Below are 25,008 nucleotides of genomic sequence, written 5' to 3'. Positions count from 1 at the left end.
GGTGGGGGTACCTCCCGCTCGAGCGAAGCCGAGAGTGGGGGAGCGTGCATGGCGTCGCGGGGCAGGCGGGAATTTGAAGACAGGCCCTAGGGCAGCCCCAGCCCCCGTCGCACGGCCTCGAACCGCCCTCGCGGACCGGCGGTTACACGAGTCAACGACCTCTTCTTTCAAGCCATGTGCCGCGTGATTGTGGCCACTTGCAGCAAACCTAGTACCCACTCGGTTTTGCTGCTTCCCTGAACGGGCCTGCGCGGCAGCGAAGCCGCCCTCGTCCCCCAGGAGAGCCCATGGCCGTCACCCCGGACGCCGTCCCGCTCGGCAAGGCGACCCCACGACCCTCGCAGTCCCCTCAGCCCCCACAGTCCCCTCAGCCACCGCAGTCCCTTCGACCCCCCGGGTCCCCCGACCTCCCCCGGCAGATCGAGAACGCCCCCGCCCGACTCGTCCTCGGTCTGGCCCTGGCCCAGTTCGGCACCTATCTCGCGGTCCTCACCCCGGTCGTCGTCACCCTCGCCCTGCGTGTGAACCAGATCGTCCCGGAGGCGAGCCGGGGCGCGGCCCTCGGCCGGGTGCTCTCCGTCGGCGCCCTGCTCGCGATGCTCGCCAACCCGGTCTTCGGCGCCCTGTCCGACCGTACGACCAGCCGATTCGGCCGGCGGCGGCCCTGGCTGCTCGGCGGCATGGTCACCGGTCTGGCGGGTCTCCTGATCGTCGCCCTCGGCGGCAGCGTGCTCACCCTGATGCTCGGCTGGGCGGTGGCGCAGCTCGGTATCAACGCCACCCTCGCCGCGCTGACCTCGTGCGTACCGGACCTGGTACCGGACCGGCAGCGGGCCCGGGTCTCCGGCATCGTCGGCATGACGCTGTCGCTGTCCCTGGTGGCAGGGGCGGGACTCGCCCAGCTCTTCAGCGGCTCGCTCTTCCTCGCGTTCCTCGTGCCCGGGCTGATCGGCCTGGCCTCGGTCGGCTTCCTGAGCGTGGTCGTCAAGGACCGCGACCGCCCGGCGCGCACCGGCGCGTTCGAGCCGTACAGCCTCAAGGAGTTCCTGCGCAGCTTCTGGGTGAACCCGCGCCGGCACCCCGACTTCATGTGGAACTTCGTCGGCCGCTTCCTGGTCTTCACCGGCGCCGCCTGTGTGACCAGCTACTCCGTCTACTTCCTGATGGACCGCATGGGCTACGACGGCACCGAGGTCGCCGACAGGTTCTTCGTCGGCATGCTCGTCATGGTCGCCGCGACCGTCGTCGGCTCGATCGCGGGCGGCCAGCTCTCCGACCGCTCAGGCCGCCGCAAGCCGTACGTCCTCGGCTCCTCGCTCGGGATGGCGGCCGGGCTCGCGCTGATGGCCACCGCCCACACCTTCGGGACGTATCTCCTCGCCATGGTCGTCTTCGGCTTCGCCGAGGGGCTCTATCTCTCGGTCGACATGGCGCTGGCCGCCGCCGTGCTGCCCGATCCGCAGGAGTCCGCCAAGGACATGGGCGTCCTCAACATCGGCAACGCCCTCCCCCAGTCCCTCGTCCCGATCATCGCCCCGGGCCTGCTGGCCATCGGCGGCACCGGCGCCAACTACAGCGCGCTGTTCCTGTTCGGCGCGCTCGCCTCGATCGCGGGCGCCCTCGCCGTCCAGTTCGTCCGCTCGGTCAAGTAGCGCCGCCCGAGCCCTCGTACAAGGAATCGCATGCTCCCGTACCGCGACCCGCACCGCCCCGTCGACGAACGCGTGGAGGACCTCCTGGCCCGGATGACCCTCGCGGAGAAGGCGGGCCAGCTCTTCCACGCGATGCTCACCATGAACCCCGACGGGTCACTGGCCGAGACGGGCGACGGACCGTTCCTCCGGCACGGCACCACGGACCTGGTCGCGGACGGCCGTCTGACCCACTTCAACCTCGTGGGCCGGTACGGGGTCCGGGAGACGGCCGAGTGGGTCAACCGGCTCCAGGCGCTCGCGGCGGACACCCGGCTGGGCATCCCGGTCACCCTCTCCACCGACCCGCGCCACGCCTTCACCGACCACCCGGGCGCCTCCTTCGGCTCCGGCGCCTTCTCGGCCTGGCCCGAACCCCTGGGTCTGGCCGCGATCGGCGAACCGGAGCTGGTGGAGCGGTTCGCCGACACGGTCCGCCGCGAGTACCTCGCCGTCGGTTTCCGGGTCGCCCTGCACCCGCAGATCGACCTCGCCACCGAGCCCCGCTGGTCCCGTCAGTCCGGCACCTTCGGCTCGTCCGCCGAGGTGACGAGCGCCCTGGTCCGGGCGTACGTCCGCGGTCTCCAGGGGCCCCGGCTCGGCCCGCGCTCGGTGGCCGCCATGGTCAAGCACTTCCCCGGCGGCGGCCCGCAACAGGGCGGTGAGGACCCGCACTTCCCGCACGGCAAGGAGCAGATCTATCCCGGCGGCATGAGCGAGTACCACCTCGCGCCCTTCCGGGCGGCGATCGAGGCCGGCTGCTCACAGCTGATGCCGTACTACGGACAGCCGATCGGCGTGGACGGCTGGGAGGAGGTCGGCTTCGGCTTCAACCGGGACGTCCTCACCGGTCTGCTGCGCGAACGCCTCGGCTTCGACGGCGTCGTCTGCACCGACTGGGGCCTGCTCACCGACGCCCCCATCGGCGGCGAGCTGCACCAGGCCCGTGCCTGGGGCGTCGAACATCTCACCGTCGCCGAGCGCGCCGCCAAGGCCCTGGCCGCGGGCGCCGACCAGTTCGGCGGCGAGCAGTGCCCCGAGGTGATCGTCGAACTGGTCCGCTCCGGCCGGATCGCCGAGGAACGGATCGACACCTCCGTACGCCGGCTGCTGCGCGAGAAGTTCGTCCTCGGCCTCTTCGAGCGGCGCTACGCCGACCCGGACCGCGCCGAGGAGACCGTGGGCGCCGCCGAGTTCACCACCCTCGGCGAGACCGCCCAGCGCCGCTCGCTCACCGTCCTCACCAACCGCTCCCTGCTCCCGCTCACCGACCGGCCGAACCTGTACGTCGAGGGCGTGGGCGCGCAGACGGCGTCCCGGTACGGCAATGTCGTGGCCGATCCGGCGGACGCGGACGTGGCCGTCCTGCGGCTGCGGACGCCGTACGAGGAGCGGCCCGGCTTCTTCGAGTCGTTCTTCCACTCCGGGTCGCTGGCCTTCGGCGAGGAGCGGCTGCGGGAGATCCTCGCGCTGCTGGCGGCCGTGCCCACACTGGTCTGCGTCAACCTGGAACGGCCCGCCGTGCTCCCGGAGATCGCCGCGCGGGCCGCCGCGCTCGTCGCCGACTACGGCGCCTCGGACGCGGCCCTGCTCGACGTGGCCTTCGGCCGGGCCCGCGCGGAGGGCCGGCTGCCCTTCGAACTCCCGCGTTCCATGGCGGCGGTGGAGGCGTCCCGCCCGGACGTCCCCAACGACACGGCCGACCCCCTCTTCCCCTACGGCCACGGCCTGACCCTCTGAAGTCCCGCGCCCCGCGACGTAATTCGGCCGCCCCCGCGTCCCCGGCGCGCGAGGATGGGCGGATGCCCATCACCGACGAACCCGAAGTCATCGACCGACGCGAGGGCCCCTACGGCGAAGTGGTGCTGCGGCGGCACGGGGAACTGCTGCAGATCATCGCCAACGGATGCTTCCTGATGGACACCTCGGACGGCCGCTCGGAACGGCTGCTGGTCGACGCCGCCCTCGACGCCCTGGACGGCCGTTCTCGGCCACATGTGCTCATCGGGGGTCTGGGCGTCGGCTTCTCGCTGGCGCACGCCGCCGCGGATCCGCGCTGGGGTCCGATCACAGTTGTCGAACGCGAACCCTCCGTCATCGACTGGCACCGCGCCGGACCGCTGTCCGAGGTGTCCGCCGAAGCACTCGCGGACCCCCGTACGGAGATCGTCGAAGCCGATCTCGTCAAGTACGTCAATGAGACATCCGCCACGTTCGACGCGCTCTGCCTGGACATCGACAACGGCCCGGACTGGACCGTCTCCGAGGCCAACGACAGCCTCTACGCGCCCGCCGGACTGGCAAGCTGCGCAAGGGCGTTGAGACCTGGTGGGGTGCTTGCCGTCTGGTCGGCCCGGCCATCTGCGGAATTCGAGGAAACCTTGGGGAATGCCGGGTTCCAGCAGGTGCGTACCGAAGAGATCCCGGTTGCCCGAGGAGTTCCGGACGTGGTGCACCTCGCGATCCGACCTGGATAGCCCTGGTGCGGTGACTGCCCGTACCCTGCTTGCCTGACGCCGATCATTCAAGCGTCAATCGCAGTCATGCGCAGCCATGCGTAGTCAAGGGATCACCCCACGGATTCCGGAAAGCAACACAGGGGCGGGCGATGGAGCAGACACACACCACCCACAGCAACACCACGGCGACGCCGGGCGCACAGCGCCGGGTGCTCGTGGTCGAGGACGACCCGACGATCGTCGACGCCATCGCGGCCCGCCTGCGCGCCGAGGGTTTCGTCGTGCAGACCGCGTCCGACGGCCCGGCCGCGGTGGACACCGCGGAGGCCTGGCAGCCCGACCTGCTGATCCTCGACATCATGCTGCCCGGCTTCGACGGTCTGGAGGTGTGCAGGCGCGTCCAGGCCCAGCGGCCCGTCCCCGTGCTGATGCTCACCGCCCGGGACGACGAGACGGACATGCTGGTCGGCCTCGGCGTCGGCGCCGACGACTACATGACCAAGCCGTTCTCCATGCGGGAGCTGGCCGCCCGTGTGCACGTCCTGCTCCGCCGGGTGGAGCGCGCCGCGCTGGCCGCCACCACCCCCCGCTCGGGCATCCTGCGCCTCGGCGAGCTGGAGATCGACCACGCGCAGCGCCGGGTCCGGGTCCGCAGCGAGGACGTGCACCTCACGCCCACCGAGTTCGACCTGCTGGTATGTCTCGCGAACACCCCGCGTGCCGTACTCTCGCGCGAGCAGCTGCTCGCCGAGGTGTGGGACTGGGCGGACGCGTCCGGGACGCGGACCGTGGACAGCCACATCAAGGCGCTGCGGCGGAAGATCGGCGCGGAGCGGATCCGCACGGTGCACGGTGTGGGGTACGCCCTGGAGACCCCCAATCCCTGACCCCGTGCCCGCACCGCGTGCGCAGCGGACACACGGGCGCGCAGGTACGTCGGTACGTAGGCACAGGGGGCTGGTGGCGTGATGAGCGGAGTCGGTGACCCGAGGTCCCGGAACCGGATTCCCGGTGGCGCGCAGCCGCGGAAGGGCGCGGGCCCGCTCGGCGGTGTGCGCCCCTTCTCGATCAAGACGAAGCTCGGCGCGCTCGTCGTCATCTCGGTCCTGATCACGACCGGTCTGTCGATGATCGCCGTGCACACCAAGACGGAGCTCCGCTTCATCACGGTGTTCTCGATGATCGCCACACTCCTGATAACGCAGTTCGTGGCGCATTCACTCACCGCCCCCCTGGACGAGATGAACGCGGTCGCCCGCTCCATCTCGCGCGGCGACTACACCCGCCGGGTCAGCGAGAACCGGCGGGACGAGCTGGGCGACCTCGCCCACACGATCAATCTCATGGCCGACGAGCTGGAGGCCCAGGACCGCCAGCGCAAGGAGCTGGTGGCGAACGTCTCGCACGAGCTGCGCACGCCCATCGCCGGCCTGCGCGCGGTCCTGGAGAACATCGTCGACGGTGTCACCCAGGCCGACCCCGAGACGATGCGCACCGCCCTGAAGCAGACGGAACGCCTGGGCCGCCTGGTCGAGACGCTGCTGGACCTGTCCCGCCTCGACAACGGCGTGGTCCCGCTGCGCCGCCGCCGTTTCGAGGTGTGGCCGTATCTCTCGGGCGTCCTCAAGGAGGCCCAGATGGTCGCCTCCGCGCGCGGCGGCGTCGCCTCGGACTCCGGCAAGCACACCCGCACCGACGTCCACCTCCACCTGGACGTGCACCCGCCGGAGCTGACGGCCAACGCCGACCCGGAACGCATCCACCAGGTCGTCGCCAACCTCATCGACAACGCGGTCAAGCACAGCCCGGCCCACGGCCGTGTCACGGTGAAGGCCCGGCGGGGTCCCGCCCCGGAGTCACTGGAACTGGAGGTCCTGGACGAGGGCCCCGGCATCCCCGAGTCCGAGTGGCACCGCGTCTTCGAACGCTTCAACCGCGGCGCCGTCAGCTCCCCCCACGGCCCCGGCAGCGACGGCGGCACCGGCCTCGGCCTCGCCATCGCCCGCTGGGCGGTGGACCTCCACGGCGGCCGTATCGGCGTGGCCGAGTCGCCCAAGGGCTGCCGCATCCAGGTCGTCCTCCCCGGCGCCCCCTCACGTCCCCAGGGAACGGCGACCTTCTAGGAGCGCCGGCCCGGGATACCCACATCACCCCTGGCTGAATCCCCCCACCATTGCCGAATATCGCTCATTCTCCCGGGGCTTACATCTCTGCCAAGTTGACGTAAAGTTCGAACCGGAGCCACAAGATCCACGCCCGATCCGCCCAGCCGGACACGCGTGATCAGGTGCGTTCGGGCAGAGGGCCGCGTACACATACCCGCAGGCCCCACCCGACGCATGCCCGGCCCGCACCCCTCACCCCCCTTCCGGACCGGAACCACGCTTGTTTCCCGCCATTTCCACCCCCGAAACACGCTTTCCAATGTGACTTACGCGACGAAGAGCGGACTCGGCCTGACCTTCACGGCCACAGGGGCGTAGCCTTGATTCCCGCTGTCCATCACCTTGTGAAGCGGAAGAGGGCGGTTGCCGCCGTGTCGCCACAGTCCCCCAGTAACTCGAGCATCTCGACCGACGCAGACCAAGCGGGTAAGAACCCCGCTGCGGCCTTCGGTCCGAACGAGTGGCTCGTCGACGAGATCTATCAGCAGTACCTCCAGGACCCGAACTCGGTGGACCGAGCCTGGTGGGACTTCTTCGCCGACTACAAGCCAGGCGCACCTGCCGCCACGGCTCCGGCGAGCACTGCGGCCGCGGGGGCCGCAGCGACCACCACACCGGCGGCCCCCGCCGCCCCGGCCCAGGCCGCACCCGCCGCCAAGGCCGCCCCCGCCCCGGCTGCGCCGAAGCCCGCCGCGGCCGCTCCGGCCCCGGCCCCCGCGAAGCCCGCGGCCGCCGCGCCGGCACCGGCCAAGCCGGTCGCCGCCGCCCCTGCGAAGCAGGCCGCGCCCGCCGCCGCCACCGCCGAGGGCCCGGAGTTCATCACGCTGCGCGGCCCCGCCGCCGCGGTCGCGAAGAACATGAACGCCTCGCTGGAGCTGCCCACGGCCACGTCCGTGCGCGCGGTCCCGGTGAAGCTGCTGTTCGACAACCGCATCGTCATCAACAACCACCTGAAGCGCGCCCGGGGCGGGAAGATCTCCTTCACGCACCTGATCGGCTACGCGATGGTGCAGGCCATCAAGACGATGCCGTCGATGAACTGGCACTACGCGGAGAAGGACGGGAAGCCCACCCTCGTCAAGCCGCCGCACGTCAACTTCGGCCTCGCCATCGACCTGGTGAAGCCCAACGGCGACCGCCAGCTGGTCGTCGCGGGCATCAAGAAGGCCGAGACGCTGAACTTCTTCGAGTTCTGGCAGGCCTACGAGGACATCGTCCGCCGCGCCCGCGACGGCAAGCTGACGATGGACGACTTCACCGGTGTCACGGTCTCCCTGACCAACCCCGGCGGCCTCGGCACCGTCCACTCGGTCCCGCGTCTGATGCCCGGTCAGTCGGTCATCATGGGCGTCGGCTCCATGGACTACCCGGCCGAGTTCCAGGGCACCTCCCAGGACACCCTGAACAAGCTGGGCATCTCGAAGGTCATGACGCTGACCTCGACGTACGACCACCGGGTCATCCAGGGCGCCGCCTCGGGCGAGTTCCTGCGGATCGTCGCCAACTACCTGCTCGGCGAGGGCGGGTTCTACGACGACATCTTCGAGGCCCTGCGCATCCCCTACGAGCCGGTCCGCTGGCTCAAGGACATCGACGCCAGCCACGACGACGACGTCACCAAGGCCGCACGGGTCTTCGAGCTGATCCACTCCTACCGGGTCCGCGGCCATGTCATGGCCGACACCGACCCGCTGGAGTACCGCCAGCGCAAGCACCCCGACCTGGACATCACCGAGCACGGGCTCACCCTGTGGGACCTGGAGCGCGAGTTCGCCGTCGGCGGCTTCTCCGGCAAGTCCCTGATGAAGCTCCGCGACATCCTCGGCGTCCTGCGCGACTCGTACTGCCGCACCACCGGCGTCGAGTTCATGCACATCCAGGACCCGAAGCAGCGCCGCTGGATCCAGGACCGCATCGAGCGCCCGCACAGCAAGCCGGAGCGCGAGGAGCAGCTGCGGATCCTGCGCCGGCTGAACGCGGCGGAGGCCTTCGAGACCTTCCTGCAGACGAAGTACGTCGGCCAGAAGCGCTTCAGCCTGGAGGGCGGCGAGTCCGTCATCCCGCTGCTCGACGCGGTCATCGACTCGGCGGCGGAGTCCCGTCTCGACGAGGTCGTCATCGGCATGGCCCACCGCGGCCGGCTGAACGTCCTCGCCAACATCGTCGGCAAGTCGTACGCGCAGATCTTCCGCGAGTTCGAGGGCAACCTCGACCCGAAGTCGATGCACGGCTCCGGCGACGTGAAGTACCACCTGGGCGCCGAGGGCACCTTCACCGGCCTCGACGGCGAGCAGATCAAGGTCAGCCTGGTCGCGAACCCCTCGCACCTGGAGGCGGTCGACCCGGTCCTGGAGGGCGTCGCGCGCGCCAAGCAGGACATCATCAACAAGGGCGGCACGGACTTCACCGTCCTGCCGGTGGCCCTGCACGGCGACGCGGCCTTCGCGGGCCAGGGCGTGGTGGCCGAGACCCTGAACATGTCGCAGCTGCGGGGTTACCGCACCGGCGGCACGGTCCACATCGTCATCAACAACCAGGTCGGCTTCACGGCGGCTCCCGAGTCGTCGCGTTCCTCGATGTACGCCACCGACGTGGCCCGCATGATCGAGGCCCCGATCTTCCATGTGAACGGCGACGACCCCGAGGCCGTCGTCCGCATCGCGCGGCTGGCCTTCGAGTTCCGCCAGGCGTTCAACAAGGACGTGGTGATCGACCTCATCTGCTACCGCCGCCGCGGTCACAACGAGTCGGACAACCCGGCCTTCACCCAGCCGCTGATGTACGACCTGATCGACAAGAAGCGCTCGGTGCGCAAGCTCTACACCGAGTCCCTCATCGGTCGCGGCGACATCACCCTGGAAGAGGCCGAGCAGGCGCTGCAGGACTTCCAGGGCCAGCTGGAGAAGGTCTTCACGGAGGTCCGCGAGGCCATCGCGCAGCCGGCGACGGCCGCCGACGCCGAGGCCCCGCAGGACGGCTTCCCGGTCGCGGTGAACACCGCGATCACCGCGGAGACCGTCAAGCGCATCGCCGAGTCCCAGGTCAACGTCCCGGACCACATCACCGCCCACCCCCGTCTGCTGCCGCAGCTGCAGCGCCGGGCGGGCATGGTCGAGGACGGCACCATCGACTGGGGCATGGGCGAGACCCTCGCGATCGGCTCCCTCCTGCTGGAGGGCACCCCGGTCCGCCTCGCCGGTCAGGACTCGCAGCGCGGCACCTTCGGCCAGCGTCACGCGGTGATCATCGACCGTGAGACGGGCGAGGAGTTCACGCCGCTGATGTACCTCTCCGAGGACCAGGCGCGGCTGAACGTCTACAACTCCCTGCTCTCCGAGTACGCGGCGATGGGCTTCGAGTACGGCTACTCGCTGGCCCGTCCCGAGTCCCTGGTGCTGTGGGAGGCCCAGTTCGGCGACTTCGTCAACGGCGCCCAGACGGTCGTGGACGAGTTCATCTCGTCGGCGGAGCAGAAGTGGAGCCAGACCTCCGGCGTCACCCTGCTCCTCCCGCACGGCTACGAGGGCCAGGGCCCGGACCACTCGTCCGCCCGCCCGGAGCGCTTCCTGCAGATGTGCGCGCAGAACAACATGACGGTCGCGATGCCGACCTCGCCGTCGAACTACTTCCACCTCCTGCGGTGGCAGGTGCACAACCCGCACCACAAGCCGCTGGTCGTCTTCACCCCGAAGTCGATGCTGCGCCTGAAGGCCGCCGCGTCGAAGGCGGAGGAGTTCACGAGCGGTGAGTTCCGCCCGGTCATCGGCGACAGCTCGGTCGACCCGAACGCGGTCAAGAAGGTCGTCTTCTGCGCCGGCAAGGTCTACTACGACCTGGAGGCCGAGCGTCAGAAGCGCGGCATCACGGACACGGCGATCATCCGCATCGAGCGCCTCTACCCGCTGCCGGGTGCCGAGGTCCAGGCGGAGGTCAACAAGTACCCGAACGCCGAGAAGTACCTCTGGACCCAGGAGGAGCCGGCGAACCAGGGTGCCTGGCCGTTCATCGCGCTCAACCTGATCGACCACCTCGACCTCGCGGTCGGCGCGGACGTCCCGCACGGCGAGCGCCTGCGCCGTATCTCCCGCCCGCACGGCTCCTCGCCGGCGGTCGGCTCGGCCAAGCGCCACCAGGCCGAGCAGGAGCAGCTGGTGCGTGAGGTGTTCGAGGCGTAACAGCGCCCGAAGACGGTACGCGGCCGGGCCGCATCCCCTCTCCAGGGGGTGCGGCCCGGCCGTTTCCGCGCACTTATCCTTGACCCATGTACTTCACGGACCGTGGCATCGAGGAACTGGAGAAGCGGCGTGGCGAGGAGGAGGTCACCTTCGAGTGGCTGGCCGAGCAGCTGCGGACGTTCGTGGATCTGAACCCGGACTTCGAGGTTCCGGTGGAGCGGCTGGCGACCTGGCTGGCGCGGCTGGACGACGAGGACGAGGACGAGTAGCCGGCTCCGCCTCGCTCGGTCATCGCGCTACGTCCGGGCCGCCGCCGTAGCGCCGCGCGACCTCGCGGAAGGCCTCCTTGGGTCTGTACGCGCCGTCGCCGGTCACCGCCACGACCCCGAACCCGGCCTTGCCGAGCAGCCGTGCACGCCCTCCGCGTCGTACTGATCGATGAGTTCACCGAGGTACCAGCAGGCCGGCCACGGCCGCCCAGCGGTGCCGGGGCCGCGGCGGTGCGGCAGGCTTGGACGATGCGGGCATGAGGGTCCTCTGCGTGGCGGTCGGGAGGCCGGGTCGTCATCGGTCCGTCGACCGTAGGGAAATCGCCGACTGCCGGACATCCGCCTTTCGTCCACGGGCGCACGACTTCCGTCCACGGGCCCCTGGCTTCCGTCCCGTGCCCGGCCCTCCGGCCGGACCTGCGCCGAGGCACGGATCTCGGTGCCGCCGTCGCGGCGGAGCCCGGCGGTCAGTCGCGCGGGTGGGCCAGGTCGTAGAGCAGGCCGAGGGCGCCGTGCGCGACCAGCAGGCCGCCCGCGGCGAGCCAGCCGGGGCTGCGGCGGTACAGGCCCCAGGCGGTGACGGGCAGGCCCGCGACGAGCTGGGCGGTGGCCAGGGCACGGGCCCTGGGGGTGCCGGCCCAGGGGAGCCAGGGGCCGAGACGTCCGCGTTCGAGGGCGTCGAGTTCCGTGCGGACCGCCCCGCGCCAGCCGGTCCACTCGATGCGCTGCACGCCGGGCTGGACGCGGGCCACCTCCCGGAGGCGGTCCGCGGGCTCCCCCGGGGTGAGCCCGGCGGGGAGGGTCACTCCGGCTCGGGTGAGGACGGCGAGGAGGCCCAGCAGCCGGGAGCGGACATCCGCCGCCGGGTCGGGTCGCGTGAGGTCGTCCAGGGACTGGGTGTCGAGGACCGGGTCCAGGCCGAGCCGGGCGGCGAAGGTGCGCATCGCCTCGTCCTCGCCGACCGGGGTGCCGTTCGCCAGCCAGACGTAGCCGACGGTGCGGCGGAAGCCCGCGGCGAGGGTGTAGCCCCCGCGGTCGGCGTCCCACCAGAGGGCGAGCACGGGCCAGGGGACGCCGACGGCCAGGGCGGTCGCCCAGCCGGTGAGGACCCGGTCGACGGGCTCGCCGCCCAGCAGCCACGGCTTTCCCTCGGGCACGAGCGCGGTCCACTCCCGGCCGGCCGAGGTGAGCAGCATGCGTTCCCGGAGCAGTTGCGCGACAGGGGCGACGGAGTCCGGGTCCGCCCGGCAGAGCAGCAGCGCGCCGGGGGCGGGCGTGGGCCGCGGGGCACGGGATCCCTGGGAGCGTTCCGTCGACATGCCCCCACGCTAGGGCGATTTGCCCGCATATTTCCCTACGGAATCACCAGAACGGGTGTATTGACTTTCCGTGACCGCGATATATCGTGAATACGGAAGACGCGATATTGCGCGTATTGCGGGTATGGAGGAGGTCGGCACATGTCCGAGTGGTCCGTCGCCGAGCCGCGGAAGCTCACGTTCGACGAACCGGTGACGGCACTGCACGTGCGGGTCGTCAACGGCACGGTGAACGTGGTGGGCACCGACGAGGCTGCCGCCCGTCTGGAGGTGTCGGACGTCGAGGGCCCGCCCCTGACGGTGACCCAGAAGGACGGCACCCTGACCGTGGCCTACGACGATCTGCCCTGGAAGGGCTTCCTGAAGTGGCTCGACCGCAAGGGCTGGCGGCGCAGCGTCCTGGTGTCCCTCGCCGTCCCGACGGGCACCCGTGTCGAGGTGGGCGTGGTCGGCGCCACGGCCGTCGTGTCCGGACTGGGCGGGCGTACGGAGGTGAAGGGCATCTCGGGAGACACCACCCTGGTCGGCCTGTCGGGCCCGGTGCGCGCCACCACGGTCTCGGGCAATGTGGAGGCACAGGCCCTCACGGGCGACCTCCGGCTCAGCTCCGTCTCCGGCGACCTGACCGTCGTGGAGGGCTCCTGCCCCACCGTGAAGGCCGACTCGGTGAGCGGCTCCATCATCCTCGACCTCGACCCGACGGGCGGCCCCACCGACATCGGCCTCACCAGCGTCTCCGGCGAGATCGCCCTGCGCCTCCCCCACCCGACCGACGCCGAGGTCGAGGCCCAGACCGCCGGCGGCACCATCTCCAACGCCTTCGAGGACCTCCGCGTCAGCGGCCCCTGGGGCGCCCACAAGGTCACCGGCCGCCTCGGCACGGGCAACGGCCGCCTCAAGGCCACCACCGTCTCCGGCTCCATCGCCCTCCTCCGCAGGCCCCCGGCGGAGGACACACCGTCGTGGGACGGGGAGGCGGGCGAGCCGCCAGGCGCGAGCAAGAGCGGGAGCAGGAGCGGGAGCGCGACGGAGCGTGCGCCCGAGGCCCCGCCAGGCGCTCCGCCGACCCCCGCGCCCACCGCCCGCCCCGGGACCATGACCGACAATCCTTCCGACGGCCCTGGTGACATCCCGAGCACCGCCCCGATCGACGGCTCGACCGCCACCGGGACCGACAGCGACAGTGACACCCCGGCCGAGGCCGAGTCCGCGGCCGACCGCACGATCGACAAGAAGGTGCTCTGACATGCCTCCCGTCTTCGCCCACGGACGCCTGCGGCTGTATCTGCTGAAGCTGCTGGACGAGGCGCCACGCCATGGTTACGAGGTGATCCGCCTGCTGGAGGAGCGCTTCCAGGGCCTGTACGCACCCTCGGCCGGCACCGTCTACCCCCGCCTGGCCAAGCTGGAGGCCGAGGGCCTGGTCACCCACACCACCGAGGGCGGCCGCAAGGTGTACGCGATCACCGACGCGGGCCGCGCCGAACTGGCCGACCGCAGCGGTGAGCTGGCCGATCTGGAGCTGGAGATCCGCGAGTCGGTGGCGGAGCTGGCCGCCGAGATCCGGGCCGATGTCCGGGGCGCCGCGGGCGACCTGCGCCGCGAGATGCGGGCGGCGGCCTCCGAGGCGCGCAAGGGCGGCGGGGCAGGCGAGGGCGAGCATGGCCCGCTCGGGGAGTTCGGGGCGTACGCCGACCACGAGTCCTGGCGCGCCGCGAAGGAGGAGATGCGCCGCGTCAAGCAGGAGTGGAAGGAACAGGCCCGCCGCGCCAAGGACGAGAGCCGCCGCGCCCGCGAGGAGGCCCAGCGCGCCCGCCGCCAGGCCAAGGAGGCCCAGGAGCACGCCCGCACCCAGGCCCAGGAGGAGCTGCAGCGCATCGCCAAGCGGGTCCAGGACCACGTCCAGGACCACTTCACCCGGGGCGACTGGCCGACGGGCGTCCGCGAGGGCCTGACCGAACTGGCCAAGGAGTTCGGCGAGTACGGCAAGGACTTCGGGAAGGAGTTCGGCAAGGACTTCGGCTTCGGGCGGCCGGGCGCGGGTAGGGACAGGGCCGGAACACACACCGGCTCGGGGGAGCCCGAGTACTCGACCACCCCCGAGGAGTTCCCCGCCGCCTACGAACCCGCCTGGGCGCACGAGACCCCCACGGGCGACCCGGCCCGCGACCTCGACCGCCTCCTGGACCGCTTCCGCGACGACATCCGCGACGCGGCCCGCGACCACGGCGTGACCGAGGACCAACTCCGAGACGCCCGCCGCCATCTGTCGACGGCGGCGGCGCACATCGGGGTGACCCTGCGAACACCAAAGGGATAGAGGGGCTGCGCCCTCCGGGGGCAGGCGGCAAGGGGCGCAGCCCCTACCCCTGCCCCAGAGGGGCGCGAGGAACTGCGCGACAAGCCACGACGAACGAACACCCCGCAACGCACATCACCCCCACCCCCAACCCGCCCCAAGCAGACGCAGGTTCTCCCAAGTCACCCCGCCTTGGCCTCCCCCACGCCATAAAGAACCCGCTCCAGCGCCTCGTACGTCACCCCGTGGTCGGCGAGAACCTCGGCCGGGACACCGGGGCGGATGGTGAGGGCGAGCAGAAGATGCTCGTCGCCGATGTGACGGTCGCGGTGGGCGTGGGCGGTGCGGAGGGAGCGGGTGAGTACATCCTTGGCGTCACGGGTGAAGGGCCGGTGACCGGAGAGACGCCCCCAGCCACTCCGCCCACGGGACCCGCCCGGCTCCAACACCCCCGCCCCGTGGGCCTCTTCGACGCGGGAGACGATCTCGGAGAGGTCGATACCGAGGCCCGAGAGGGCGTCCATGTCGGCGCGGGAGAGGCCACCCCGGCGGCGTGCCTCGGCGAGACCCCGCCGCACGGAGGTCCGGCGATCCGTCTCGGCGAGCCCCAGCGCGGCCAGGGCGAACGACGCGCGGCCGGCCTCGCGGTCCAGCAGGGAGAGCAGGAGATGCTCCTCGGTGACCTCCCCGGCATGGGCGCGCTCGGCGTGGTCCACCGCTCCCACAACCACGGCGCGGGCGTCCTTCGTAAACCGTTCGAACATCAATGCCTCCCGTACTTCTTGTGCACGGCCTGCCTGCTGACGCCGAGTTCCGCGGCGATCTCCTGCCACGACCAGCCCTGATTGCGCGCACTGCGCACCTGCACCGACTCCAGCTGCTCCAGCAGCCTCCGCAGCGCGGCGACGGCCCGCAGTCCGATCCGGGGGTCGCGATCGCCCGCGCGCTCGGCGAGATCCGTTGCTTCGGTCATGATGTCAACCTACGTTGACGCGGGCGACCACGTCAACTCTGGTTGACATGACGACGGCCGGCCCGGAGGTCCGGGCCGGCCGTCGTCATGGCGAGAGAGCGAGAGAGCGAAACCCGTCAGGGGCTGGTGAGCACGATCTTGCCGAACTGGTCGCCGGCCGCGAGGCGTTCGAAGCCCTCGCGGGCGCGGTCGAGGGGCAGTACCTCGTCGATGACGGGACGGACACCGGTCGCGGCGCAGAAGGAGAGAAGATCCTCCAGCTCGTCCTTGGTGCCCATGGTCGAGCCGACGACCTTGAGTTCGAGGAAGAAGATGCGGGTCAGTTCGGCGTGGGAGGGGCGGTCGCCGCTGGTGGCGCCCGAGATGACGAGGCTGCCGCCGGGCCGCAGCGACTTCACCGAGTGGGACCAGGTGGCGGCGCCGACGGTCTCGATGACCGCGTCCACGCGCTGCGGCAGCCGTGCCCCCGGCTCCAGCGCCTCCACCGCGCCCAGTTCCACGGCCCGCTTGCGCTTGGCCTCGTCGCGGCTGGTGGCGAAGACCCGCAGGCCGGCCGCCTTGCCCAGCACGATCGCGGCGGTGGCGACACCGCCGCCGGCGCCCTGGACGAGGACGGAGTCCCCGGGGCGCACACCGGCGTTGGTGAAGAGCATGCGGTAGGCCGTGAGCCAGGCGGTGGGCAGACAGGCGGCCTCCGCGAAGGAGAGTTCCGCGGGCTTGGGGAGGACGTTCCAGGTGGGGACGGAGACGAGTTCGGCGAAGGTGCCCTGGTAGCGCTCGGTGAGGATCGAGCGGGGCTCTTTCGGACCGACGCCGTGGCCGGTCTGGCCGATCACCGAGTGCAGGACGACCTCGTTGCCGTCCTCGTCGACGCCGGCGGCGTCACAGCCGAGGATCATCGGCAGCTTGTCCTCCGCGAGGCCGACGCCGCGCAGGGACCAGAGGTCGTGGTGGTTCAGCGAGGCGGCCCTCACCTTGACGGTGGTCCACCCGGGCCTCGGCTCCGGGGCCGGGCGGTCGCCCAACTCCAGTCCGTCGAGCGGTCGGTCACGGTCGATGCGGGCGGCATAGGCAGCGAACATGCGCCTGACCATAGGGGGACGCCGGGACCGATGGAACCGACCACCGCTGTGACACGCGTCCCGTCCCGCCCAACAGCTCGGGGGTGCGGGGTTCGCGGGCGGGTGCGGGTACGTCGTGGGCGCTCGCGCAGTTCCCCGCGCCCCATGCTCTTCGCCCCGAAAGGGCCGCAGGCCCCTTTCAGGGGCGCGGGGAACTGCGCGAGAACCCCCACCGGACGGACGCCTGGGGGTCAAAGGGGCGCAGCCCCTTGAAGGGATGGGACGGGTAGGGGCGGCGGGGGCGAAAAACCCACCCCGCACCACCCCCCGCACTCAACGCCGGGCCACACCCTCCGCCCGAGCCGCCGCAGCCACCGCCGCGGTCACAGCCGGAGCGACCCGCTCGTCGAACGGCGACGGAATGACATAGTCCGCAGCCAGATCGTCCCCGACGACCGCCGCCAGCGCCTCCGCCGCCGCGATCTTCATCCCCTCGGTGATCCGAGAGGCCCGCACCTGAAGCGCCCCCGCGAAGATCCCGGGGAACGCCAGCACGTTGTTGATCTGGTTCGGGTAGTCCGACCGCCCGGTCGCGACGACCGCCGCGTACTTGTGGGCGACATCCGGGTGCACCTCGGGGTTCGGGTTGGCCATGGCGAACACGAACGCGTTCTCGGCCATGGAGGCCACCGCCTCCTCCGGCACCGTACCGCCGGAGACACCGATGAAGACGTCCGCGCCCACGAGCGCGTCCTCCAGGGACCCCGTCAGCCCGGCCCGGTTGGTCAGCTCGGCCAGCTCCCGCTTGACCGGCGTGAGGTCCTCACGGTCCACCGAGACGATGCCCTTGCGGTCGGCGACGGCGACATCGCCGAGCCCGGCCTCCAGCAGCATCTTGGCGATGGCGACACCCGCCGCACCGGCACCGGAGATCACCGCGCGCAGATCGCCCAGCCCCCGCCCGGTCAGCCGCGCGGCGTTCCGCAGCGCCGCCAGCGTCACGACCGCCGTACCGTGCTGGTCGTCGTGGAAGACCGGGATGTCGAGCGCGTCCTGCAGCCGCTTCTCGATCTCGAAGCAGCGGGGCGCGGAGATGTCCTCCAGGTTCACGCCGCCGAAGGAGGGCGCGAGGCGGACCACGGTCTCGATGATCTCGTCGACGTCCGTGCAGGCGAGCGCGATCGGCACCGCGTCGACGCCGCCGAACTGCTTGAAGAGGATCGCCTTGCCCTCCATGACGGGGAGCGAGGCCTCGGGGCCGATGTCACCGAGCCCCAGGACCGCCGTACCGTCCGTCACGACGGCGACGACCGACGACTTCCACGTGTAGTCGTTGACCAGGTCGGGCTGCTCGGCGATCGCGGTGCACACCCGCGCGACGCCGGGCGTGTAGGCGAGGGACAGGTCGTCCTTGTCCCGGATCGGCACGGTGGCCTGCACGGCCATCTTGCCGCCGCGGTGCAGGGCGAAGGCGGGGTCGAAGGAGTCCAGGGAATTGAGGGGCTCCCCGCCGCCTTCCTGACCCGTACTGCCGTCGCCGCTGTCGGTGCGAGGATTGACAATCTCCGCTGCCACTTTGTGTACCCCTTAGGTCTTCATGGTTTGAGGGTGACCGCTTCCGGTTCGGGAGCGGGCGGGCACCGCGTAAGGCCCAGGTCAACCGATACGTACGGCGACGCCTGAGGGCTCAGACGCGACGGGCGCGCCGCACACGCGCCCTGGGCCCCGGATGAGGGGTGTAAGGAACCTTCTTACCGGACGGACGGCGCCGAGGACGAGTCCATACGTCTTCATACCTCGAAGGTCACAACTCGAAGGTCATTTGAAGACGATCATGGATGGTTCGACTCTTCGACGGATGGCCGGACAAGTCGGGGTATGGGGCGACAAGTCCCGTACGGCCACGTGCGCGGAGTTCGCGGCCGACCGCATCCTGAGATGCGCCGAAGATCTTCCGGCCGGAAGGCGGGATTCCCGCACAGCATCCGGCGTGATCACCTGGTCCACGGCGGTTCATGAGTCATTCGGGGGGTGACCCGTTATCCGATTTTGACATGGCTGGTCATCTGATTGCACATGCCCGAATGGCAAGATGCCGTAATCACACGAGGTCGCCACACTCGAAGACGCGTGTTAATCGTCGACCTGTCGGCAACTCCACACCACCCCCGCCGGAGGAACCCACCATGACCGCAAGCACCACCCGTCGTACGACCGGCCTGCGTTCCCGTACAGCCGCGGTCGGAGCGATCGCGGTCGCGGGCGCCCTGCTGCTCACCGGCTGCGGTGACCAGACCAAGAGCAAGGACAACGGTTCCGACGAGGCCTCCACCAGCGCGGCCCCGCTGGCCGACAAGCTGCCCGCGGCCGTCCGGGACAAGGGCGTGCTCAACGTCGGCTCGGACATCGCGTACGCCCCCGTGGAGTACAAGGACTCCTCCGGCAAGGTCGTCGGCATCGACATCGACATCGCCAACGCCATGGGCAAGCAGCTCGGCGTGGACTTCAAGTTCCAGAACGCCACCTTCGACACCCTCATCGGTGGCCTCGCGGCCAAGCGGTACGACATCGCGATGTCGGCCATGACCGACACCAAGGACCGCCAGGAGGGCATCGACGCCGACACCGGCAAGAAGGTCGGCGCCGGCGTCGACTTCGTCGACTACTTCACCGCGGGTGTCTCGCTGTACACCAACAAGGGCGACGACCAGGGCATCAAGACCTGGGACGACCTCTGCGGCAAGACGATCGCGGTGCAGCGCAACACGTTCTCGCACGACCTCGCCAAGGAGCAGGCGACCAAGTGCAAGGACGACAAGAAGAAGGCCCTCAAGATCGAGGACTTCGCCACCAACCCCGAGGCCGAGACCCGGATGCGCTCCAAGGGCGCGGACGTCGTCTCCGCCGACTACCCGGTGGCCGCGTACTCGGTGAAGACCTCGGGCGGCGGCGACTACTTCGAGATCGTCGGCGACCAGGTCGAGGCCGGCCCGTACGGCATCGCCGTCGCCAAGGACAACACCGAGCTGCGGGACGCGCTGCAGGCCGCCGTGCAGGCGATCATCGACAACGGCGAGTACGAGAAGATCATCAAGAAGTGGGGCGTCGAGGACGGCGCGATCACCGAGGCCAAGATCAACGGTGGCACCTGATCCCCGGCTGATCCCGGCTCGGTTCTGCTCGTTCCTGAAAGGCTCCACCCGTGACTGTTGACGTCAGCAAGACGGACGGTCCCTCGGACACGCCCCCCGCCGGCCCGGAGGCCCTCAAGGCCGTTCCGGTCCGGCACCCGGGGCGCTATGTGTCCGCGGCCATCGCACTCGCCCTCCTCGGCTCGATCGTCTACGCGTTCGCGCAGGCGAAGAAGATCAACTGGGGCGCGGTCCCCGACTACTTCTTCGACGACCGCATCATCGAGGGCGTCCTGAACACCCTGCTGCTCACCGTGCTGTCCATGGTGATCGGCATCGTCGGCGGCATCCTGCTCGCCGTGATGCGGCTGTCCAAGAACCCGGTGACGTCGTCCGTCGCCTGGTTCTACATCTGGTTCTTCCGCGGCACCCCGGTCCTGGTCCAGCTCTTCGTCTGGTTCAACCTCGGACTGGTCTTCGAGTACATCAACCTCGGTCCGATCTACAAGGACTACTGGTCGTCCTTCATGACGCCGTTGCTGACGGCGCTGCTCGGCCTCGGTCTCAACGAGGCCGCGTACATGGCGGAGATCTGCCGCGCCGGTCTGCTGTCGGTCGACGAGGGCCAGACCGAGGCGTCGCACGCGCTCGGTATGAGCCACTCCAAGACGCTCCGCCGGATCGTCATCCCGCAGGCGATGCGCGTGATCGTGCCGCCCACGGGCAACGAGGTCATCAACATGCTGAAGACCACGTCGCTCGTCTCGACCGTGCAGTACGTGGATCTGCTCAAGGCGGCCCAGGACATCGGCCAGGGCTCCGGCTCCACGGTGGAGATGCTGTTCCTCGCCGCCGCCTGGTACCTGATCCTGACCAGCATCTTCAGCGTCGGCCAGTACTACCTGGAGCGGCACTACGCGAAGGGGTCCTCGCGGTCCCTGCCGCCGACACCGATCCAGCGTCTGAAGACGGCGGTGCTGCCGGTGCGCCGCCCGAAGGGAGTCTCGGCATGACCGCCATGGTGAAGGCCGAGGGCATCCACAAGTCGTTCGGCCCCGTCGAGGTCCTCAAGGGCATCGATCTGGAGGTCCAGACGGGCGAGGTGTTCTGCCTCATCGGCCCGTCCGGCTCCGGCAAGTCGACCTTCCTCCGGTGCATCAACCACCTGGAGAAGATCAACGCCGGACGGCTGTACGTCGACGGCGAGCTGGTCGGCTACCGCCAGAAGGGCGACAAGCTGTACGAGCTGAAGGACAGCGAGGTCGCCCTCAAGCGCCGTGACATCGGCATGGTGTTCCAGCGCTTCAACCTGTTCCCGCACATGACGGCCGCGGAGAACGTCATGGAGGCGCCGATCCAGGTCAAGGGCGTCAGCCGGACCCAGGCCCGCGAGCGCGCCCATGAGCTGCTGGAGCGCGTCGGTCTCGGCGACAAGTCGGGCAACTACCCGTCCCAGCTCTCCGGCGGCCAGCAGCAGCGGGTGGCCATCGCCCGGGCGCTGGCCATGGAGCCGAAGCTGATGCTCTTCGACGAGCCGACCTCGGCGCTCGACCCGGAGCTGGTCGGCGACGTCCTCGACGTCATGCGCGACCTGGCCGAGTCCGGGATGACGATGGTCGTCGTCACCCATGAGATGGGCTTCGCCCGCGAGGTCGGCGACAGCCTGGTCTTCATGGACGGCGGTGTGGTGGTCGAGTCCGGCAACCCCCGTGACGTGCTGACCAACCCGCAGGAGGAGCGGACCCAGTCGTTCCTCTCCAAGGTGCTGTAGAGCGGTAGCGCGACGGGCCGAGGGGCGGTACGGGTTTCCGTACCGCCCCTCGGTCATGCGGCGGCGCACGTCGGGCCGGGGCCTACCTCACGGCCAGCACCAGCGAGTCGGAGGGCGAGCACCACACCGGGCGGGCCTCGGCGAAGCCCTTCTCGCGCAGGACGCGGACATGCCAGTCGACGGAGGGGGTGTCGCCCTCCGCGTGCTCGCCGTAGATCTCGAAACGCCGGGCCGTCGGCGCGGCGAGCACCGGGTCCTCGGCCGCGAGCTGCCACCATTCGGCCCAGTCGGGAACACCGGCCGCCTTGGCCTGTTCCATACCCGTGTGACGGTGGGCGCGCTCCGCCGCGTTGATCCGGGGCGTCGACTCGTCGATCATGTGGTCCGCGTTCATGAAGACACCGCCGTCGCGGACGAGTTCCGCGACCTGACCGTAGAGGGCGGCGAGGGGTTCGCTGTGCAGCCAGTGCAGGGCGGTGGCCGTCAGGACGGCGTCGTACGTGTCGTACGGCAGCCGGGTCGTCCAGGCGGGGTCGGTGAGGTCGGCGGTGACGAGGCTGACCCGCGGGTCGCCCGCGAACGTGCCCTCGGCGATGGTGAGCAGCGCGGGGTCGAGGTCCACGCCGGTGCTGACGGCCTGCGGGAACCGCGCGAGCAGTCTGGACGTGATGGAACCCGTACCGCAGGCGAGGTCGAGGACACGGGGCTCGGGGCCGGTGAAGGCCTCGACCATGTCGAGCATCACCCGGAACCGCTCCTCGCGGTCCGGCAGGTACATCTCCTGCTGCCGGTCCCAGCTCTCCTGCCAGGCGTGCCAGTCGGTCCCGGTCGTGGTGGTCATGGGGTCCCCTTCGTCCGTGTACCGCGCGCTCCCGTACTTCCCGCTACCGCGTAATACCCTGTAAGCACGAGCAGCCATTACCTACACCGCATCACGACAATAGAGCGCCCTCGTAAGGACTACAAGTGGAACTGGCCCATTACTCGGACTATGCCGTACGCCTCGTGAACACCGAGGAACCGGCTCGGGGCAAGGACGCGCTCACCTCGGTCGAGGCGGTCCGTGATCTCTTCGGACCCAGCCGGCAGGCGGCCCGGCGGGCGACGGACGCCGATGTCACCCGGTTCCGGTCGGTGCGGTCCCGGCTGCGCTCGGTCTTCGAGGCGGCGGACGGCGGCGACGAGACCCTCGCCGTGGACCTGCTGAACTCGCTGCTGCTGGAGTTCCCGGTGAGTCCGCAGATCTCCGGGCACGACTTCCGGGACGACGACGGCCGCCCGCTGTGGCACATGCATCTGGCGGACCACCCCTCCAACGCGACGGCGGGCTATGCCGCCATCGCCGCGATGGGCCTCGCCTTCCACCTCACCGAGTACGGCGTGGACCGGCTCGGCCTGTGCGAGGCGGCGCCGTGCCGCAACGCCTACCTCGACACCTCCACCAACCGCTCCCGGCGCTACTGTTCGGACCGCTGCGCGACCCGCGCCAACGTGGCCGCCTACCGGGCCCGCAAGCGCCTGGAGGCGGACCGGTCGCCGAACACGGGCCTGGCGGCCGAGAGCGCCCAGCGGGCGAGCGCGAACGGCGACCGCTGACCGTCCGCGGGCCGGGGCCGGGGCCGGGGCCGGTACCGGAACCGCACCTTCCCCAGCACCAGTTCGTCGGGGACGACCCCGTAGTCCGTGCTGTCCCCACCCGCGTACGCGTTGTCCCCGAGCACCCACCAGCCGCCCTCGCGCCGCTCGGCGATCCGCTTCACGACGAGCAGGTCCTGCTGGAAGGGATGGCGCAGCACTAGCACGTCACCGACCCCGAGACGGGCCCCGTAGTGGACGAGCAACTGGTCCCCGTGGCGCAGCGTGGGAACCATCGAGGGCCCCGTGACCTCGGCCACCCCGAAGGGCAGGAGAGCCCTCCCCCGCTCGCTCCCCGCCTCACTCCCAGGCCCGCTCTCCTGCGACGGCTCCGGCATCACCCGGCACCTCCCCGGTCCGTTCCTCTCCGGTGCTCCACCGGTCCCAGTCTGACCCCGGACTTTTGTCCTAAGCCCATGGGGGCACTCGCGAAAACCTCTCTCGCAGGGAGTAATGTCCCACCTGAGAAGACGATCACGAGGAAGGAATGCTCCATGCTTTCCCGCCTGTTTGCCCCCAAGGTCAAGGTCAGCGCCCACTGCGACCTGCCCTGCGGCGTGTACGACCCGGCCCAGGCCCGCATCGAGGCGGAGTCGGTGAAGGCCGTGCAGGACAAGATGGCCGCCAACGACGACCCTCACTTCCAGGCTCGCGCCACCGTCATCAAGGAGCAGCGCGCCGAACTGGCCAAGCACCACGTGTCGGTCCTCTGGAGCGACTACTTCAAGCCCCCGCACTTCGAGAAGTACCCGGAGCTGCACCAGCTGGTCAACGACGCCCTCAAGGCCCTCTCGGCCGCCAAGGCGTCCACCGACCCGGCCACGGGTCAGAAGGCGCTCGACTACATCGCCCAGATCGACAAGATCTTCTGGGAGACCAAGAAGGCTTGATCTTTGATCACGCCATGTGACCTGCGATTTCCTTGGTCGCCAGGTCAACCGGTCCGCACCCGGTCCGCATGCCGCCGAGCACGGCGTCCATGACGGTCCGGGTGCGGTCTTCTTCGCCCGGCCACAGGTGCGCGTAGATCCCCAGCGTGATGACGGCGGACGCGTGGCCGAGGACCAGCTGGACCTGCTTGACGCTCGCTCCGCCGGCGATGAGGGCGGAGGCGTAGAAGTGGCGCAGGTCGTGGGTCACCATGTGCGGCAGCTCGACGGGCTTGCGGCCCTCGCGCTCGGCTGCCTCGTTCTCCGCTGCTTGGAGCGTCCTGCGAGCGCAGTTCCACTCCGTCTTCCAGCGGCGGTAGTTGAGCGGCTCTCCCTCCTCCATCGTGAACAGCCACTCCTTGGAGGGGCGTGCGGCGAGGTGCGCAAGGAGGGCGTCGGTGACCACCTCGCCGACCGGGACGGTGCGTCGGGACTTGGCGGTCTTCGGCGGGCCGATCTTCCCGGACTGGAGGCGCTGGCGCTCGACGCGAACAGTGCCGGCCTTGAAGTCGACGTCCGACACCTTGAGGCCGAGCAACTCGCCTATTCGCAAGCCTGATCCGGCGAGCGTGACGATCGCCGCGCGGATGTACGGCGGCATTACGCGGGCCATGGCCTCGACCTGCGTGACCGTGGGCGGCGTGACCTCCTCGTCCTGCATGGGCGGAAGGGTAATCCGGCGGCAGGGGCTGGACTCGATGACCTTGTCCTCCACGGCCGCCGTCATGAGGCGTACGAGGACGTCGTAGATGTTGCGCACACTGCCGGGGCCGAGCAGCTCGGACAGGCTCTTGAAGAGCACCTGGAGGTCGTTGCGGCGTATCGCCGCCATCGCGCGGGAGCCAAGCGCCGGGACGAGGTGGAGCCGGAGCGCGTTGTCGGTGATCCGCTCGCCCGCCTCGCTCGCGATGAGCGACTCCTCCCACTTCTTCGCGTACTTTTCGAACGTGATTCGTCCGGCCTGCGGGTCGACGTACTGGCCGGTCACGATGCTGGCCGTGACCTCGTCGATCCAGCGCTGGGCGTCGAGTTTGCGGTCGAAGTGGCGGGCGTGCTCCTTGCCGTCGAGGTCTCGGTACCGGGCCCGCCATTTGCCGTTGGGGCGCTCTTGGATGTTCGCCAAGTGGCTTC

Annotated in this window: 22 protein-coding genes; 14 read left to right on the top strand and 8 right to left on the bottom strand. The window is 70.3% G+C overall.

Annotated elements, in window-relative coordinates; translation table 11 throughout:
• Positions 1–287 precede the first annotated feature (287 nt).
• From J8M51_RS19275 to J8M51_RS19245, 7 genes are all read left to right on the top strand, one after another.
• Entirely contained in the window at positions 288–1,652 is a 1,365-nt protein-coding gene (locus tag J8M51_RS19275) for an MFS transporter (RefSeq protein WP_267299333.1), read from the top strand.
• Between the two features lie 30 nt (positions 1,653–1,682).
• A complete protein-coding gene (locus tag J8M51_RS19270; RefSeq protein ID WP_086760903.1) occupies positions 1,683–3,431 on the top strand; it encodes a glycoside hydrolase family 3 protein in 1,749 nt (582 codons plus the stop codon).
• A gap of 62 nt (positions 3,432–3,493) precedes the next feature.
• Positions 3,494–4,168, top strand: coding sequence for a spermine/spermidine synthase domain-containing protein (locus J8M51_RS19265; protein WP_086760901.1), 675 nt, complete (start codon positions 3,494–3,496; stop codon positions 4,166–4,168).
• A 131-nt stretch (positions 4,169–4,299) separates the two neighbouring features.
• Positions 4,300–5,037, top strand: a complete 738-nt coding sequence (locus J8M51_RS19260) for a response regulator transcription factor (RefSeq protein WP_086760898.1) — start codon at positions 4,300–4,302, stop codon at positions 5,035–5,037.
• Between the two features lie 81 nt (positions 5,038–5,118).
• The gene (locus tag J8M51_RS19255) at positions 5,119–6,273 is read left to right on the top strand and encodes a HAMP domain-containing sensor histidine kinase (RefSeq protein WP_216591534.1); all 1,155 of its coding nucleotides are present in this window, start codon (positions 5,119–5,121) and stop codon (positions 6,271–6,273) included.
• Between the two features lie 413 nt (positions 6,274–6,686).
• Positions 6,687–10,490: a multifunctional oxoglutarate decarboxylase/oxoglutarate dehydrogenase thiamine pyrophosphate-binding subunit/dihydrolipoyllysine-residue succinyltransferase subunit gene (locus tag J8M51_RS19250; RefSeq protein WP_267299332.1), complete on the top strand. Its 3,804-nt coding sequence runs from the start codon at positions 6,687–6,689 to the stop codon at positions 10,488–10,490.
• A gap of 86 nt (positions 10,491–10,576) precedes the next feature.
• On the top strand, positions 10,577–10,759 hold the full coding sequence (locus tag J8M51_RS19245; protein WP_003961784.1) for a DUF6104 family protein: 183 nt from the start codon (positions 10,577–10,579) through the stop codon (positions 10,757–10,759).
• Positions 10,760–11,226: 467 nt separating this feature from the next.
• On the opposite strand, the gene J8M51_RS19240 is transcribed toward J8M51_RS19245, so the two are convergent.
• Positions 11,227–12,078 carry a hypothetical protein gene (locus tag J8M51_RS19240; RefSeq protein WP_086759271.1) on the bottom strand — a complete coding sequence of 284 codons (852 nt, stop codon included), beginning with the start codon at positions 12,076–12,078 and terminating at the stop codon, positions 11,227–11,229.
• 141 nt (positions 12,079–12,219) lie between these two features.
• Between J8M51_RS19240 and J8M51_RS19235 the strand changes: the two genes are divergently transcribed.
• Together J8M51_RS19235 and J8M51_RS19230 are read left to right on the top strand one after the other, a co-directional pair.
• Positions 12,220–13,323 carry a DUF4097 family beta strand repeat-containing protein gene (locus tag J8M51_RS19235; RefSeq protein ID WP_086759272.1) on the top strand — a complete coding sequence of 368 codons (1,104 nt, stop codon included), beginning with the start codon at positions 12,220–12,222 and terminating at the stop codon, positions 13,321–13,323.
• Position 13,324: 1 nt separating this feature from the next.
• A complete protein-coding gene (locus J8M51_RS19230) occupies positions 13,325–14,398 on the top strand; it encodes a PadR family transcriptional regulator (protein ID WP_086759274.1) in 1,074 nt (357 codons plus the stop codon).
• Between the two features lie 161 nt (positions 14,399–14,559).
• On the opposite strand, the gene J8M51_RS19225 is transcribed toward J8M51_RS19230, so the two are convergent.
• From J8M51_RS19225 to J8M51_RS19210, 4 genes are all read right to left on the bottom strand, one after another.
• Positions 14,560–15,141 carry a Clp protease N-terminal domain-containing protein gene (locus J8M51_RS19225; RefSeq protein WP_267299331.1) on the bottom strand — a complete coding sequence of 194 codons (582 nt, stop codon included), beginning with the start codon at positions 15,139–15,141 and terminating at the stop codon, positions 14,560–14,562.
• Positions 15,141–15,350 carry a helix-turn-helix domain-containing protein gene (locus tag J8M51_RS19220; RefSeq protein WP_033525401.1) on the bottom strand — a complete coding sequence of 70 codons (210 nt, stop codon included), beginning with the start codon at positions 15,348–15,350 and terminating at the stop codon, positions 15,141–15,143. Before J8M51_RS19220 ends, J8M51_RS19225 begins: the two co-directional genes overlap by 1 nt.
• A 116-nt stretch (positions 15,351–15,466) precedes the next feature.
• On the bottom strand, positions 15,467–16,432 hold the full coding sequence (locus tag J8M51_RS19215; protein ID WP_267299330.1) for a zinc-binding dehydrogenase: 966 nt from the start codon (positions 16,430–16,432) through the stop codon (positions 15,467–15,469).
• 312 nt (positions 16,433–16,744) lie between these two features.
• Positions 16,745–17,986 carry an NAD(P)-dependent malic enzyme gene (locus J8M51_RS19210; RefSeq protein WP_086757341.1) on the bottom strand — a complete coding sequence of 414 codons (1,242 nt, stop codon included), beginning with the start codon at positions 17,984–17,986 and terminating at the stop codon, positions 16,745–16,747.
• 611 nt (positions 17,987–18,597) lie between these two features.
• Between J8M51_RS19210 and J8M51_RS19205 the strand changes: the two genes are divergently transcribed.
• The 3 genes from J8M51_RS19205 to J8M51_RS19195 are packed head-to-tail and all read left to right on the top strand — an operon-like array spanning position 18,598 to position 21,313.
• A complete protein-coding gene (locus J8M51_RS19205) occupies positions 18,598–19,563 on the top strand; it encodes an ABC transporter substrate-binding protein (RefSeq protein WP_086757339.1) in 966 nt (321 codons plus the stop codon).
• 50 nt (positions 19,564–19,613) lie between these two features.
• On the top strand, positions 19,614–20,555 hold the full coding sequence (locus tag J8M51_RS19200) for an amino acid ABC transporter permease (RefSeq protein ID WP_086757337.1): 942 nt from the start codon (positions 19,614–19,616) through the stop codon (positions 20,553–20,555).
• On the top strand, positions 20,552–21,313 hold the full coding sequence (locus tag J8M51_RS19195) for an amino acid ABC transporter ATP-binding protein (protein ID WP_086757336.1): 762 nt from the start codon (positions 20,552–20,554) through the stop codon (positions 21,311–21,313). The genes J8M51_RS19200 and J8M51_RS19195 overlap by 4 nt, the downstream gene beginning before the upstream one ends.
• An 82-nt stretch (positions 21,314–21,395) precedes the next feature.
• Here J8M51_RS19195 and J8M51_RS19190 read toward each other — a convergent pair whose 3' ends face one another.
• The gene (locus tag J8M51_RS19190; protein ID WP_086757335.1) at positions 21,396–22,154 is read right to left on the bottom strand and encodes a class I SAM-dependent methyltransferase; all 759 of its coding nucleotides are present in this window, start codon (positions 22,152–22,154) and stop codon (positions 21,396–21,398) included.
• A gap of 125 nt (positions 22,155–22,279) precedes the next feature.
• Here J8M51_RS19190 and J8M51_RS19185 point away from each other — a divergent pair, with 125 nt between their 5' ends.
• The gene (locus J8M51_RS19185) at positions 22,280–22,909 is read left to right on the top strand and encodes a CGNR zinc finger domain-containing protein (RefSeq protein WP_086757334.1); all 630 of its coding nucleotides are present in this window, start codon (positions 22,280–22,282) and stop codon (positions 22,907–22,909) included.
• Here the strand turns inward: J8M51_RS19185 and sodX are convergent.
• Positions 22,813–23,286, bottom strand: coding sequence for a nickel-type superoxide dismutase maturation protease (gene sodX / locus J8M51_RS19180; RefSeq protein ID WP_086757362.1), 474 nt, complete (start codon positions 23,284–23,286; stop codon positions 22,813–22,815). The two genes, J8M51_RS19185 and sodX, sit on opposite strands and share 97 nt — an antisense overlap.
• A 156-nt stretch (positions 23,287–23,442) precedes the next feature.
• Between sodX and sodN the strand changes: the two genes are divergently transcribed.
• Entirely contained in the window at positions 23,443–23,838 is a 396-nt protein-coding gene (sodN, locus tag J8M51_RS19175; RefSeq protein WP_005480378.1) for a superoxide dismutase, Ni, read from the top strand.
• Positions 23,839–23,845: 7 nt separating this feature from the next.
• Here sodN and J8M51_RS19170 read toward each other — a convergent pair whose 3' ends face one another.
• Positions 23,846–25,000, bottom strand: a complete 1,155-nt coding sequence (locus tag J8M51_RS19170) for a tyrosine-type recombinase/integrase (RefSeq protein ID WP_086757333.1) — start codon at positions 24,998–25,000, stop codon at positions 23,846–23,848.
• Between the last annotated feature and the right edge of the window lie 8 nt (positions 25,001–25,008).

It is taken from the genome of Streptomyces griseiscabiei, from assembly GCF_020010925.1.
GTDB classification, from domain to species: Bacteria; Actinomycetota; Actinomycetes; order Streptomycetales; family Streptomycetaceae; genus Streptomyces; species Streptomyces griseiscabiei.
Note: the sequence above shows the minus strand (reverse complement) of the source record. Positions and strands in the feature narration are given on the sequence as shown.